Consider the following 15,034-nt stretch of genomic DNA (forward strand, 5'->3'; position numbering starts at 1 on the left):
TAGCAGAGGGGGAGAACTTTCTTTAGCACTGAACATATATCGACACTTTTAACGATCGATGTTCTATTCCTCCCCTCTCCACGATCAGCAAGGGATCTACATATGAATCAAGGGGAGGCTAGGGGGGGATTTATTTTGGATTAACGCACTCGGCAGAGCTCAAACCAAAAAAATAGCCGCTAATCCGCGGCTATTTTTAGTTATCTAAACGAAGTTCCTATTACTTCGATCTTTCTACTTCTTTGTCTCTTCAACCACGGCTTTCATCAATACTGATGTATCCATGCGGCCTTGTCCTTCGGCAGACAGTGCCTTGTAGGCGTTGTTGGTCTTTTCAGTCAGTGGAAGCTGGATGCCTTGGCGCTCAGCTTCATCTAGACAGAAACCTAAGTCTTTGATCATCCAATCAATTGCAAAGCCAAAATCGAACTTGTTTTGTGCCATTGTGGTAGCACGGTTTTCCATCTGCCATGAGCCAGCAGCGCCGTTTTTAAGGCAATCAACCAGAGTTGGGATATCCAAACCTGATTTTTCAGCAAGCACTAAGCCTTCAGATAAGCCATTCAACACTCCTGCAATGCAGATCTGGTTAACCATTTTCGCGCGTTGGCCTTGGCCGACTTTACCCATAAGAACTGACGACTTACCGTAAGCTTCGAACACAGGTTGAAGGTCGTTGAAAAGCGCTTGTTCGCCACCACACATGATGGTTAGCACACCATTTTCTGCGCCCGCTTGGCCACCAGATACAGGTGCATCCATAAAGCGAATACCGGCTTGCTTCGCTGCCACTTCAAGCTCTTCAGACAGAACTGCAGACGTTGTAGTGTGATCGACAAGAATCGCGTTTGGCTTCATCGCTGCCAATGCGCCTGTTTCGCTGGTTGTCATGCTGCGTACGTCGTCATCGTTGCCCACACAAACCAATACCACGTCAGCTTCCGCTACACATTCAGCCACAGATTCTGCCGCTTTACCTTGGTGTTTATCAGCCCAGTCTAGCGCTTTACTGTGAGTGCGGTTAAATACCGTTACTTCAAAACCGGCTTTGACTAGATGGCCTGCCATTGGGAAACCCATAACGCCTAGCCCGATAAAACTTACTTTCATTTCTTTCTCCTTTTATTTGACCAAACCATCGCTATGAAAAGATCGAACACTCTCAATCAGTGCATCAATAAGCAGGGTCAAAGCCTTTGGCTGATATTTTCTTTCTTTGTACACTAAATACGCTTGGCGATCACCCCGATGATACTCAGGGAGTACTTAAATCAGATTCATGTCGGGATAAGACGAACAATATAATGAAGTTCAGCGATAAATCGCGACCAGAGAACGCTTTGTCAGCCGTACATTATGGAACGATGATCAAGGAAAATCAGGTATAACGTTCATAAAAAAACCGAGCACTAGGCTCGGTTTTTTGTATTCTACATTTACTCACAAGAGCAAAGCTATCAATTATAGATTGATATTACAGCTCAGCGTTGTGGTAAACCTGCTGAACGTCATCACAGTCGTCAAGCATGTCTAAGAACTTCTGGAATTTCTCAGAATCTTCTTCAGCTACTGGCGTAGTTGTTTGAGGAACGAAAGTGATTTCCTCAACGTCTAGCGTTAGCTCTGGGAACGCAGTGTTTAGTGCAGTCTTCGTTTTGAAGAACTCAGTCGTTGGAGCGAATACAGTGATTACACCGTCTTCTAGCTCAACGTCAGTCACGTCTACGTCTTCCATCATAAGCGTTTCTAGGATGATCTCGTCATCTTCGCCTTTGAACTGGAATACAGCTTGGTGAGCGAACATGTGAGAAACAGTACCTTCAACACCGATTTTCGCGCCAGTCTTAACGAAACATTGGCGAACGTCTTGGAAAGTACGGTTGCCGTTGTCAGTTAGACAGTCAACGATTACGCTTGTGCCACCTGGGCCAAAACCTTCGTAGCGAGCTGGTTGGAAGTCTTCACCGCCGCCGCCGTTCGCTTTATCGATCGCTTTTTCGATAACGTGTGCTGGTACTTGGTCTTTCTTCGCTTTAGCAATCAGGTGCTTAAGAGGTAGGTTCATGTCTGGGTCAGAGCTGCCGTTCTTAGCCAGTACGTAAATCTCTTTACCGTATTTAGAATAAACTTTAATTTTTGCGCCTGCAGTTTTCGCCATTGAGGCCTTGCGCACTTCAAAACTTCTTCCCATCGGGATCTTCTCTCTGATTCAATTAACGGTGCAAATTCTAGCAAATTACTGTGTCATTTCAATTCTACAGCACTGCTGGGCAAGGTTTGTCTGCGTTTATGCGACACCCATTACCCGTTTGTATTTTTCTACAGACTGTTCAAACCACACCTTTTCATCTGGGTCACCTAGCTTCATTGCTTCTTCAACAATGGCTTCAGGGCCACATTTCGCTTGCTTCAGTTTCCATACAAGAAACGATGCTTGCTTATCCAGTTCGATTTTATTTTTCTCGCTGGGTGGAAGGAGTGAAAGGTTGATAGACATTGCTAGCCTTCGTCTGTAATACACTTGGCCGAGAAATATATCATAGAGCAGCCTCATAAAACCAATACTATGAGTAACAGAAAGGGTTTATGAGACCCGAAACCAAGCAAGTCACTGATGCAGGTCAAGCTAAGGGGAGTTGGGAAAAGTGTTACCGCGAGTTATTTGCCAATAAAAGGCTCACAGTAAGCCCCGGAACATTTTAAATACTGTATCAATTTATCAAATCTTTAAGCTCAACTTCCGAAAAATCTACTTTGTATTCAGTTTCAGACAAATCACCTAAATAAATTTTGCAATCTAAATTATTTGTTCTGATTGCGAGTTGAATTTTTCTCTTAATTTCGGAAGATGCTCTAGCTCCTATATAAACGCTATGAATTGCCTCAGGGGGGATTGGGTAGAGGTAGACGCTATTACCAAAATTGTCTTTATGTTCTGTCTTGAACTCATCATCCATTAGTGAAAGGAACAACCTTTCTTCCTGCTCATACGCCCAATCCAATGGCTTATGGCATAGAAGGTCAAGTTTATCACCACTGTGAACATTAAATTGCATTCGAGATTCCGAGTATTTTACAGGTGATGGCTTAGTCGGCTCTCCAAATAAAGTTGGCCTGTGGAAAAATTCGTGGCTTTCATCAAAACCAATGACGTAACCAGTCATGGCACTGGAATAATGTGACCACATCAAAAGATTTTGTTTAGTGCGAGACAAAGACAAGATACCAAACTTGTCTCCGAATAAGCCCATCAACTCAGTCCTTACTTCTGAAGAACCTAATCGATTCGTAATATGCGCCACTAATTCTTGTCTACCATTTGATAATATTTGCCAATTATCTTCAGTTTTTTCTTCATCGGCAGTCCGCTCCCATAATGAGTCTAAACGATCATTCACCTTCAATACTTCTTGCTCTCTCAAACTAGACAAATCGATTGATGGTAATGCTTCATATGGATCATTTAGAGAGTCTAACGGCGAAAATCGGATTCTTAAATCGCTTATAACATCTACTCTGTCATAGGGTAAGAACTTATAGAGCATGTGACCTCTGATGTAAGACATAAAATCAAAATACAGCCTACATATTAAAGTGATTGATGAAACATTCAAAGCAAGTTAAATAAAATCAATTAGTTAAACATCACCTCTATTGGGTTAATGGTTAAGTCTAATTACCTCTATGACTCACTGTATAAAATTATGAAATTGGAAACCTAAAAAGCTGTCAACATTCACTCTGAACGTTAGCAGCTTTTAAGTATAGAAATGAATATGGGTGTATAAACCCTACTCAGGCAACAGATAGCGCGTGCTTCTACCACCAGAACCAGATTTAACTAAGCAGCCATGCTCAATCAAAGCGTTCAAATGACGTGTTGCTGTGGCACTACTCACCTTTGCTACTTTCTGATATTGGCTGGCATTGATACCTTCTGAAAAATCACCATCGAGCATCCTATTCAGCACTTTTACTTGCTCTGCTGTAAGCTTGGTTTGGTCGATGCTGCGCCAATAGTTGGTCTTATATACAGTTTGGTCGACCTCAGCGAAAACCCCTGTAAACGTCTCGTCTAACGTATCTAAGAACCACATCAACCATTCGCTAATATCGAGTCCCCCTTTCTGGGTTCGCTCCAATATCTCGTAGTAATGCTTGCGGTTAGCGAGAATTCCCACCGACATCGCATAGAAGCGTACCGACTGCTGCTCGGCCTGTGCTAACGCCAAGTCGGTCAACAATCGAGTAATACGACCATTACCATCATCTAACGGGTGTAAGGTGATAAACCAAAGGTGAGTGATTGCGGCTCGCAATAGAGGATCGAGTGTGGCGTCGGTAAGTGAATCATTAAACCATTTGATAAATGTATCTAGCTCAGCATCAAGAATGTCTCGGCTAGGCGCTTCAAAGTGCACGGTTGGGCGGTCAATTCTTCCTGATACCACTTGCATCGGAGCGTCACCTCGTAGCTGACCTCCAACTACAGGGTTAAACATGGTGTAGCCTTGAGGAAACAGTCTATCGTGCCAATGTAAGATCCTATCAAGCGCTAGTGGCTCTGTTAGGTTCTGCACCGCATCCAACATAATTTCAGCTAGGCCATCGGTTTGTTCTGTCGTTGGAAAAGGTCGATCTTCACTGACACCGAGTTTATTGGCTAAAGAAGACCGGACCGAGAAAGCATTAAGCTTTTCTCCCTCAATCGCACTGGAATGGACTATGTTCGCTAATAAGGTGTCGAGCATGGTTTGGGATTGATCTGCCGACTGTGAGGTAATCTTGCCCAATAGAATGCCCTGATTAAGCCGTACTTCTCTTAACCTCACGCCTATTTTCTGATTATCCCAAACAAAGTTTGGCCAATTATCTTGCTGCCAAATCCACATATTACACCCCATGATGCGAAAGTATCACTTATTCAACTCATACTATGAGCTGTTTAAGGCAATTATTCAACTCACATTATGAGCCGAATAATGAGTTAATCGCATCACAGAGGTTGCAAGAGTAACTCCTAACCTACAAAACTATTCACTCACCGCGAACACATCGCAGCGTGAGGCGCAGATGAAGTCATTTTTGTGCAGGCCTTTGATTGAGTGGCTCCACCAAGTGACGGTGACTTTGCCCCACTCCAATAAGATCGAAGGATGGTGGAACTCTTCTTCTGCCAGTTCTGACACTATGTTGCTGAATGCCCATGCTTGCTTGTAGTTCTTAAACTTGAACACCTTCTCAAGCTGCGGGATGCCGTCTCTTTCGATGATCTGCCAGTCGGACAACTCCAACAGTAAAGATTGTTGTTCATCTTTACTTAGGGCAATCGCGTCGATACTGCAGGCTTCGCATTTTTGTTCATTCAACATGTGTTGGTTCCTTGGGTTCAAAAAGTGGTGGTAGTAACCCCGCGTCTATGGCGAGATCAGCTTGCTGTAATAGGTTTTCCTGACTGATTTTAAAGAGCTCAGATAGCTCGTCGATCACGTAATATTTCGGCTGCATGATGTCGATTCGATAAGGAGTTCTTAACACCGTCTGCAGATCGAACCGCTCGCGAACCGCCAAATCCCCTCCCAACGCATACATAGTTTCCGCTGGAGACGAAAGAATGCCACCGCCATAGATTTTCAGTTGTTGGCCTTCTTTTACTAAACCGAACTCAACCGTAAACCAATACAAACGGGCAAGATAAGCGCGCTGTTTAGATGTGGCGGCTTGGCCTAGTTTTCCATAATGCTCAGTGAAAGCCGCGAAATCGGCATTAGTGAGCATGGCACAATGGCCGAAAATTTCATGAAAGAAATCAGGTTCTTGTAAGTAATCGAACTCGTCTCGCGTTCTCAGAAATGTCGCAACTGGGAATTTCTTATTGGCGAGCAAATCAAAGAATCGGTCGAAATCGATCAATGCAGGCACAGGCTGAACTTGCCAACCGGTTGTTTCCATTAGCACTTTATTTATCTCTGGCAGCTGGGGAACTCTGTCTAATGGTAGATCCAGCAAGGTCAAACCGTGCAAATAAGCATCGCATGCGCGGTCATTAATCACGTCCAGTTGCCTTTTCACTAAGTCGTGCCAAATAGCGTCTTCTTCGAGGCTCCACTCAACCCATCCCTCTTGGCTCACGGGCTTAGAATGATATTGAGTCATTACACACCTCCTTTCGAATGTCTCACTTTAAGCCTATCTCCACTCCTTATAAGCGCCAATTTGCGCGATTTTTCGAAACGGGCGATCGTGTAACATTTTATTTACACAATTACGACAAACCCTTATTTTTCTGATCTTTTGACTTTGTAAAACCTAAATACCAGACTGAAATCGTTAACTTTTTGTTAAAGGTAAAGGAATGCACGAGAGCAATAAGCCAATTTGGCACCCTAGCGAGCAGCGTATCGCCGATGCCAACTTAACCCGATTTATCGATAGCCTTGAACAGTCTGGGTTAAACCTAGATAGGGACGTAAAAAGCTACACCGAACTCCATCAATGGTCTGTGGAACATCCGGAATCATTTTGGCAAAACGTATGGCAGTTTTGTGGAGTAGTCGGCTCACAAGACTCTATTAACAAGGCAGAAAGCGAGACCATCAAAGCTCAAGGTGGGAGCCGCTGGCAGCAGCCGAAATCGAATCGCGATGCGGTGTGGTTTCCGAATGCTCGAGTTAACTACGCCGAAAACTTACTGCATTCAGCAAAAACGTTGCCAAACGAGCTTGCGATTTGGTTTGAGAACGAACGTGGCGAACAACAGAGTTATACATGGGAAACCCTGTGTGAAGCTGTCTCTAGTGTTCAGCAATGGCTTGTCGATAGCGGAGTGAAACAAGGTGATATAGTTGCTGCGTATACTCCCTATCTGCCACAAACCGTGATAGCCATGCTAGCCGCCACCAGCTTAGGCGCGATTTGGACATCGACCTCGCCTGATTTTGGAGTAGAGAGTGTGATTGAGCGATTCGGACAGGTGAAACCTAAGGTGCTGTTCACCTGTGACGGTTACACCTTCAATGGCAAAACGTTCGATATGGCGGGCAAGAACCGTGAAATCATCGAACACTTAAACGAATTAAAACAGGTGTGTGAGATCGGTTATTTGAAACCGAGTAATGACTTAGAGAAGAGCGATTTAGAGAAGAGCGATTTAGAGAAGAGCGATTTAGAGAAGAAAAAAGTTGAACATGATGTGTCGATTCTAAGCTGGCACAGCATCATTAATCACTATCAGACAAAACCTCTTCGATTTACTCGTGTCGGCTTCAATGAACCGTTGTTCGTGCTCTATTCCTCCGGTACCACCGGAAAGCCAAAGTGTATTGTTCACTCGGTTGGTGGCACTACCATCAACCACCTAAAAGAGCATCAGCTTCATTGCGATATTAAACCGAGAGATCGCGTGTTCTACTACACCACTTGTGGTTGGATGATGTGGAACTGGCACGTATCTGCGCTCGCGAGCGGTGCTTGTTTGGTGATCTTTGATGGTAGCCCGGTTTATCCGCAACCCAATGTACTGTGGGACTTGGCACAGCGTGCAGACGTATCGACATTTGGCACCTCAGCCAAGTATCTAGAAGCGATTGAGAAGGCAGAACTCTCGCCGATCGACAGTCACTCTCTTCCTCACTTAAGAACACTGTGCTCGACCGGTTCTGTGCTTTATCCAGAACAGTTCGATTACGTCTACAAACACATCAAGCAAGACCTGCATTTAGCCTCAATTTCTGGAGGGACAGATATTTGTGGCTGCTTTGTTTTGGGTAACCCAATCTCGCCAGTGTATCGCGGTGAGTGCCAACAGGCCGGGCTCGGCGTCGACATCAAAGTGTTCAATTCGTCTGGCCACAAGGTTAATCATGAACGTGGCGAACTGGTGTGTACAAACTCCCTACCCAACTTCCCCGCTGGCTTTTGGAATGACACCGGAGAGCGCTATCACAGCACCTATTGGGATAGGTTCGATAATGTGTGGCATCACGGTGATGAAGTCGCACAGAGCGTGCATGGTGGCTACCTGTTCTACGGTCGAGGCGACACCACCCTCAACCCCGGTGGGGTAAGAATTGGGACTGCCGAGATCTACCAGCAAGTGAACACCATTGACGGCATCATCGATTCGATAGCAGTCGGTAAAAACATCGACCGCAATGAACAGGTATGGCTGTTTGTTCAGCTGCAGCAAGGTGTGAGTTTAGATGAAAAGTTACTGACAGCCATCAAAAGCAAACTCAAATCCTCTTGTTCGCCAAGACACGTGCCAAGCCAGATATTTGCGATCAGCGACGTGCCAAAAACACGCTCTGGCAAACTGGTGGAGTTGGCTGTGAAACAGGTGATCAATGGCAAAAATGTAGAAAACCTCGGGGCTATCGCTAACGCCGAGGTTTTGGAAGAGATAAAGAGTGTTGTTTCGCTTTAGTGTTCCTATCTCAAAAAATCCAAACTAGAAGAAAGTAAAGTAACCAGTTATCTATGCGAAACCTGACGAATATCTGAGTTGATGTCATCAATAAGCTGTCTTGCTGATTCATCTCTTTGCTTCACTAATGCAATGAACAGCAAATCAGTAATAATGTTTTGAGCTGTTCGGGATGCTATCGATGAACTTCGGTATTGGCTTTCATCAGCAATCGTATCAAAGGATAAATCCGCGATGCTTCGAAGTTTACTTTTACGAGCGGAGGTAAGAGCGATGACCTTAACACCTTGCTCCTTTGCTGTTTCTGCGGCGATTAACACATCTTTTCTTTCCCCTGAAAACGAAATAACAACTTGGACATCTTGCGGGGTAAGCGTACGGGCTATCGCTATCTGAACGTGACTGTCTTGTTCTGCTAAAGCGGTAATGCCTAATTTCAGCAATTTAAAGCTAAACTCTTTTGCCGTGAGTGCTGAGCCTCCAATACCCACGACTTGCACTCTATTGGCACCATCTAACAGTCGAATAGCTTCCGTGCAGGTATCAAGTGACAGCGCATTGGTTGTCTGGATCATCGCATCGGTTTTTTCTTGCACAAGCTTTTGAGAAATAACGCTGAATGGGTCATCGGCCAGAATATTACTGTGCAGTGGGGTGGTTTGAATGGCGTGCTTTCGACCTATATCCTCCGTCAGCGCTAACTTGAATTCACTGTAGCCTTTAAAACCAATTCGCTGCGTAAATTTCACGATACTTGATTGACTCACGTTGGTCGCTTGCGCCAGTTCTTGGCTTGTCAATGAGGCTGCCTGTTCCACATTTGATGTTATCCAATCCGCAATTTTTCTCGCATTGGCAGAGAGCTGAGTACGACGGCTGACAATTTTATTCACGACTGACACATTTCACCTCGATTATTTTAGAATAAAATATTCCCAATGAGGAATAATTAATATTCAGTTCAAACCGCCAATTAAGTCGGAATGCCTGGGATTTAGTATAAATTTATCACAATTATTCCACCTAAATCACCACTTCAGAATAACTCTAACTGTGATTTTTATCACTCAAACGGAATATTTTATTCTTTAGTATCGCCCTCAGTTTGTATTGGGTAAGAGAACAAGTAATGAAGATCGATTTGAACCGTTTGGTTACAGAGAGCCGCAATCCTGCAAGCGCAGACATTGATAAGCTATCAACAATTGACATGCTAGCCGTCATCAACAAAGAAGACCAACGTGTTGCGTTAGCCGTAGAAGAAGTCCTTCCTCACATTGCAAAAGCCGTTGACGCGATCACAAGTGCTTTTGCAAAAGGTGGCCGATTAATCTACATCGGCGCTGGCACTTCTGGGCGCTTAGGCATTTTAGATGCAAGCGAATGCCCACCGACTTATGGCACGAGCCCTGAACAAGTCATTGGCGTTATTGCTGGCGGGCACCAAGCCATCTTAAAAGCTGTAGAGAACGCGGAAGATGATCCTGCGCTCGCACAAGCAGATTTAAAATCGTTGGCGCTAACAGAGTCAGACGTAGTCGTCGGAATAGCCGCGAGCGGTCGAACTCCATATGTGTTGGGTGGCCTCACCTATGCTCGATTCATCGGAGCGACCACTGTGTCAATTTCATGTAACCCCGGATCTCCAATGGCAAATTCCGAAGACATTGCGATTACTCCAGTTGTCGGCCCTGAAGTGGTGACTGGGTCATCAAGAATGAAGGCCGGTACCGCTCAGAAATTGGTTCTCAATAAGTTGACCAGCGGCGCCATGATCCGCAGTGGGAAAGTGTTTGGAAATTTGATGGTTGATGTAGAGGCGACCAACGCCAAACTCGTCCAACGTCAAATCAACATTGTTATTGAAGCAACCGGAGTTGACAGCAAACACGCTGAATATGCGCTTAACGCTTGTAATAACAACTGCAAAACCGCAATTCTCATGATTTTGGCTGGCATCAGCGCCGAAGAAGCCTGTGCACGACTCAATAAAAGCGGTGGTTTCATCCGAACTGCACTCGCCGACGAATAATTAAATTCAGTTATAAAAGGTAATTCAAATGGCAAAAATAACGCCTACCATGATTGAAGCTTTACTGTTGGCCGTTGGCGGCAGTGGCAACATTCGTAAATGTGGGAACTGCATGACCCGCTTACGTTTAGCCCTCGTAGACATCAATCAAGCGTCTCTGGATACCATCAAGAAAACCCCAGGCGTTCTGGGTGTGGTAGAGAGTGACGAACAACTTCAGATCATTCTTGGGCCAGGTAAAGCGCAACAAGCTTCTGAGCTGATGAACAGCTTGATGCTTGAGCAGCCTGAAGCGACCGTAAAACAAACTAATGCAGAGGAAGATTTGTCTACGGTTGCGGCTGAACAAAAAAAGCAAATGAAGAGCAAGCAAACCAGTGGAGTACAGCGATTTCTTAGTAAGTTCGCTACCATCTTTACCCCCTTAATCCCTGGCTTTATCGCGGCGGGTCTGTTGCTTGGTTTTGCAACCTTACTTGAGCAGACCTACATTATCGATCAAGAACCAAGCAAGTCGCTGTTAGACCTTGTTGCCTACATGAAAGTATTTGGTACCGGCCTTTTTGCCTTTTTGAGCATTCTGATTGGCTATAACGCCCAGCAAGCCTTTGGCGGCTCTGGCGTTAACGGGGCGATTCTGGCTTCACTGTTCGTCTTGGGATATGACCCAACCGCCACGTCCGGCGTCTACTCAGGGATGAATGAGTTTTTCGGATTCTCTATCGACCCGCGTGGCAACATCATTGGGGTATTACTCGCGGCAATCACCGGTGCTTACGTAGAGAAACTGGTTCGAAAATACATGCCCGATGACCTCGATATGATCCTAACGTCTGTCGTCACGCTTCTCATTATGGGCGCGGTCACCTACTTGTTGATCATGCCGATTGGTGGCGAGTTGTTCAAAGGCATGTCTTGGTTATTCCTTAACTTAAACGACAACCCATTTGGTGCCGCTTTACTGGCTGGCCTATTTCTTATCTCTGTCGTGTTTGGTATTCACCAAGGGTTTGTTCCTGTCTATTTTGCACTTATGGAAGCGCAAGGCTTTAACTCTCTGTTCCCAATCTTGGCGATGGCGGGTGGCGGTCAGGTCGGCGCGTCAATGGCGTTGTACTTCAAAGCCCAAAAAGACTCTCTTCTTCGCACTCAAGTCAAAGGGGCTATTGTGCCTGGTTTGTTGGGTATAGGTGAGCCGCTGATTTACGGCGTCACACTTCCACGAGTAAAACCGTTTGTTACCGCTTGTATTGGCGGTGCAGCAGGCGGGTTCTTTATTGGATTGGTCTCTTACTTAGGGATGCCAGTCGGTTTAAATACAGTGTTTGGCCCATCGGGTATCGTCGCTGTGCCATTAATGACTTCCAACAGCGGTATTTTTGCAGGGATGGCGGTGTTTGTTATTGGTCTTCTTATTTCGTATGTCGTGGGTTTCTTTGCTACGTACATGTTTGGTTCCAAAAACGTTGATTTAACTTAGGTAAAAGCAGTGATGAAATTGAATAAGATCATTTTGAGTACAGTAGTATTGTCTGTTGTGGGTTGTTCGAGTGGCATGAATAAATTCAGTAATCAAGACCTAGAGCAGTACCAGCAACAACCAGAAAAATACGCTGAAAGCGTCGTAAGTACGATGAATAACAGAGAGTTAATCGGTCAAACATTGATGATGGATTTTCGCTCGTGGGGCAAAGACCCATACACCGATGAAGAGATCCCTGTAACTCGAATTAACCATGACATAAGCTCGATGATCACCGACTACCATATCGGCGGTGTAATTCTATTTCGCCAAAATCTAGTGAATTCGAATCAAATCGTCGAGTTCACTGATGCCTTGCAAGAGGCGAGCAGTAACCTACCTCTTCTCATCGCGACTGACCAAGAAGGCGGTTACGTCACTCGATTGCAGAATGGCACAGAGATGCCAGGAAACATGGCGCTAGCTGCCTCTGGTGACGCGAACAATGCTTACGTTGCTGGCAAGATTCACGGCTCAGAGCTGTCCGCTTTAGGCATTAACTACAACTTCGGCCCTGTGGTTGATGTCAATGTGAACCAGAACAACCCGATCATTGGTGTGCGCTCGTACAGCAGCAATGTTGATGTGATCAATGAAATGTCTACCGCCTACATGGATGGTATTCATGAAGCTGGCGTGATCAGTGCACTGAAGCACTTTCCTGGGCATGGCAACGTGAGCGTCGATTCACACTACGATTTACCAGAAGTCAGCTACTCACGAGAAGAGTGGGAAGCGATCGACCTCGCTCCATTTAAGTACGCGATTGAGCACGGTACCGATTCCATAATGTCAGCGCACGTGACGCTACCAAGCGTGGATGACACTATGATCCAAGCGACCTTAAGTGACAAAGAAATGCTAATCCCTGCAACGTTCTCCAAACCTATTTTGACTGGGGTTTTACGTGACAAAATTGGCTTTGATGGGCTAATTGTGACCGATGCGCTCGATATGGGGGCCATCGCTGACAACTTTGATCGCAACTACGCAGTTCACGCTTCACTTTACGCCGGTGCTGATATTGCTTTGATGCCGCTTCAAATTACCAACCGAGATGAAATCAAACAGTTGGAAAGCCTATTTGTCTACCTAGAAGACAAAATGGAAACCAATCCAGAGTTCCTTGAGCGTATGAAAGAAGCCGCAACTCGCGTTATAAAGAAAAAGCTTCAAATGGGTCTGATTTACCAAACCACAGACAAACAGTTTGCCATCGACTCAGTAGGCTCTGAAGCGAACAAACTTGAAGAGAAAAAGGTCGCTGATGCATCAATCACGCTTATTGAAAACCAAAATAATGTATTGCCTGTCGATCCAAGTGAAGCCAGCAATATCCTAGTTATTTCTGATGAAGATAGCCGCAATGCACTTGTAACCAAGTACCTGAACGTTGTGAAACAAGAGACAGGTAATCACCCAATGTTCATTAGCGAGCAGAAAGCGGCATTAATGGAAGATAACTTAAATGAAAATGAGCTTCGTAGCACCATTGTAAAGTCCGATCTGATTATCATGTCGACATACAACCTAATAGGCCACGCGGCAAATGCTCAGAAAATCGTAGATATCGCGAACGCTGAAGGCAAAAAACTGGTGATGATTTCAACGCGTAATCCTTACGACATTGCCCATGTAGACGGTGTACAAGCGAACATCGCTATTTACGGTATCACAGGGTTCGACGTGACCAACAATGACCGCAATTCACTTGAAGCAAACATTAGCTCTGGTATTCGCACCTTGTTTTTAAACCCTCAAACGGGACTGCCTCTGAACGCACCAACAGGAACTCTTCCAGTAGATGTAAAAAATGACAACGGTGACGTTATTTACCCATTCGGCCATTCAGTGAACTACCAATAATTCGTCCTAGGAATAATAAAAATGATAAATAAAAAGTCTGGAGCTACCCTACTAGCACTGCTTCTACCTAGTCTCGCGCTTGCGACTGAAGACAACGCCGTAAAAGTTGAAACGGAAGAGCTAACCCAAAACTTTACCTCTGAGTGGAACGTTGCGTCGAACATTTACATGGAAATGGAAAAGTTTGAAGGGCACAGAGACCCTGATGGCAATGCAGTGATAGACAAACTCACCCCAGTCGCACAGCTATTCATTAATAGCCCTAACTCCAAATGGAGCTATTTTCTTGAACATAAAGTGGCGCGCCGTTCGATCACTGAGGATCTAAATAACACAGATAACTCGTTTCAACGAAACCGTACTCAGATTGGTGCGACTCGTAACTTAGTTCGCAACGATGATGTGGTCTTTAATCTGAACGCTACATACCGAAAAGAATCTAACGACTCTGCACCGGGAACAGATGCTCGTGGCAGCCACAACCTGTACTGGATAATGCCTAGTGGTGAGTTTAAGATCACCGATAAACTCTCATTCTCTTACTGGGATGCGTTTTACTACTATGATCGCTTCGTAGGAGAGAACGATTACGAGTGGGAAGCGGAGCATGGTTTTGCGTATAAACACAGTGATAGTTTCACAGCAAAAGTCTACCTATACACCGATTGGACTTGGGATAACGACCAAAACAAGAACTGGGAACAAAACCAGATTCGTGGGTACTTCCCAACTAAAATTAATGACAAATGGAGCGTGATGCCTTATTTCCGCTACTTCATCAACGAGAAAATCTATGATGCGTCAAACAACTACAACGTCGTCAATGAGACAGACGACGGGCTGCGTTTAGGTTTGAATATCGACTATAAACTGAGCCCTAAATCAACGTTGTGGCTAGGTATGGCTTACGAAGAAACCAAGTGGGATGAGTCTAAGTCTGCGGGCCTAACCAGTGGTTCAGACAACAGCCAGAAATTCTATCTAGCTCAAGCGGGTTGGAAGTATAAGTGGTAACAGCTTGATTATATTTTCGATGTAACAACATACCAACCGGAGGCGCGTTCTCCGGTTGGTATACTAATGATCATGACTTCTCCCGTTTCATTGATACTAATCTGCACCAATAAAACTGCACACTCAATCAAGCGACTTTCCAATACGTGAAGATATTCGTATATTGCTAAATGAG

The 15,034-nt window shown here is 45.0% G+C and carries 13 protein-coding genes and 1 pseudogene; 5 read left to right on the forward strand and 9 right to left on the reverse strand.

The window, feature by feature from the left end:
• Positions 1-234: 234 nt before the first annotated feature.
• The 8 genes and pseudogenes from AB6E30_RS03625 to phhA form a co-directional block, all read right to left on the reverse strand.
• On the reverse strand, positions 235-1,110 hold the full coding sequence (locus AB6E30_RS03625; protein ID WP_372102629.1) for an NAD(P)-dependent oxidoreductase: 876 nt from the start codon (positions 1,108-1,110) through the stop codon (positions 235-237).
• Between the two features lie 12 nt (positions 1,111-1,122).
• Positions 1,123-1,287: pseudogene (locus AB6E30_RS03630) on the reverse strand (LysR family transcriptional regulator); the annotation flags it as partial.
• A gap of 187 nt (positions 1,288-1,474) precedes the next feature.
• A complete protein-coding gene (locus AB6E30_RS03635; protein WP_010432326.1) occupies positions 1,475-2,191 on the reverse strand; it encodes a YebC/PmpR family DNA-binding transcriptional regulator in 717 nt (238 codons plus the stop codon).
• Positions 2,192-2,287: 96 nt separating this feature from the next.
• Entirely contained in the window at positions 2,288-2,497 is a 210-nt protein-coding gene (locus AB6E30_RS03640) for a DUF3283 family protein (protein ID WP_008216860.1), read from the reverse strand.
• A 214-nt stretch (positions 2,498-2,711) separates the two neighbouring features.
• Entirely contained in the window at positions 2,712-3,545 is an 834-nt protein-coding gene (locus tag AB6E30_RS03645) for a DUF2971 domain-containing protein (RefSeq protein WP_050620226.1), read from the reverse strand.
• Positions 3,546-3,791: 246 nt separating this feature from the next.
• Positions 3,792-4,892, reverse strand: a complete 1,101-nt coding sequence (locus AB6E30_RS03650; RefSeq protein ID WP_017065111.1) for a Fic family protein — start codon at positions 4,890-4,892, stop codon at positions 3,792-3,794.
• Between the two features lie 141 nt (positions 4,893-5,033).
• Positions 5,034-5,372, reverse strand: a complete 339-nt coding sequence (locus AB6E30_RS03655; RefSeq protein WP_371725521.1) for a 4a-hydroxytetrahydrobiopterin dehydratase — start codon at positions 5,370-5,372, stop codon at positions 5,034-5,036.
• The gene (gene phhA, locus AB6E30_RS03660) at positions 5,362-6,156 is read right to left on the reverse strand and encodes a phenylalanine 4-monooxygenase (protein ID WP_017065113.1); all 795 of its coding nucleotides are present in this window, start codon (positions 6,154-6,156) and stop codon (positions 5,362-5,364) included. Before phhA ends, AB6E30_RS03655 begins: the two co-directional genes overlap by 11 nt.
• Before the next feature lie 199 nt (positions 6,157-6,355).
• Between phhA and AB6E30_RS03665 the strand changes: the two genes are divergently transcribed.
• Complete coding sequence (locus AB6E30_RS03665) at positions 6,356-8,425, forward strand: acetoacetate--CoA ligase (RefSeq protein WP_372102631.1); 2,070 nt, start codon at positions 6,356-6,358, stop codon at positions 8,423-8,425.
• 47 nt (positions 8,426-8,472) lie between these two features.
• Here AB6E30_RS03665 and AB6E30_RS03670 read toward each other — a convergent pair whose 3' ends face one another.
• On the reverse strand, positions 8,473-9,327 hold the full coding sequence (locus AB6E30_RS03670; RefSeq protein ID WP_017065115.1) for an SIS domain-containing protein: 855 nt from the start codon (positions 9,325-9,327) through the stop codon (positions 8,473-8,475).
• Between the two features lie 227 nt (positions 9,328-9,554).
• On the opposite strand from AB6E30_RS03670, the gene murQ reads away from it, so the two are divergent.
• From murQ to AB6E30_RS03690, 4 genes are read left to right on the forward strand one after another with little or no spacing between them, the layout of a single operon-like run.
• Entirely contained in the window at positions 9,555-10,457 is a 903-nt protein-coding gene (gene murQ, locus AB6E30_RS03675) for an N-acetylmuramic acid 6-phosphate etherase (RefSeq protein WP_136982536.1), read from the forward strand.
• Between the two features lie 28 nt (positions 10,458-10,485).
• Positions 10,486-11,937, forward strand: a complete 1,452-nt coding sequence (murP, locus tag AB6E30_RS03680) for a PTS N-acetylmuramic acid transporter subunit IIBC (protein WP_017065117.1) — start codon at positions 10,486-10,488, stop codon at positions 11,935-11,937.
• 12 nt (positions 11,938-11,949) lie between these two features.
• Positions 11,950-13,845: a glycoside hydrolase family 3 protein gene (locus AB6E30_RS03685; RefSeq protein ID WP_372102675.1), complete on the forward strand. Its 1,896-nt coding sequence runs from the start codon at positions 11,950-11,952 to the stop codon at positions 13,843-13,845.
• 21 nt (positions 13,846-13,866) lie between these two features.
• Positions 13,867-14,859 carry a hypothetical protein gene (locus AB6E30_RS03690; RefSeq protein ID WP_372102633.1) on the forward strand — a complete coding sequence of 331 codons (993 nt, stop codon included), beginning with the start codon at positions 13,867-13,869 and terminating at the stop codon, positions 14,857-14,859.
• Positions 14,860-15,034: the final 175 nt, after the last annotated feature.

The sequence above is a fragment of the Vibrio sp. 10N.247.311.12 genome, assembly GCF_041467515.1.
Classification (GTDB): Bacteria; Pseudomonadota; Gammaproteobacteria; order Enterobacterales; family Vibrionaceae; genus Vibrio; species Vibrio crassostreae_C.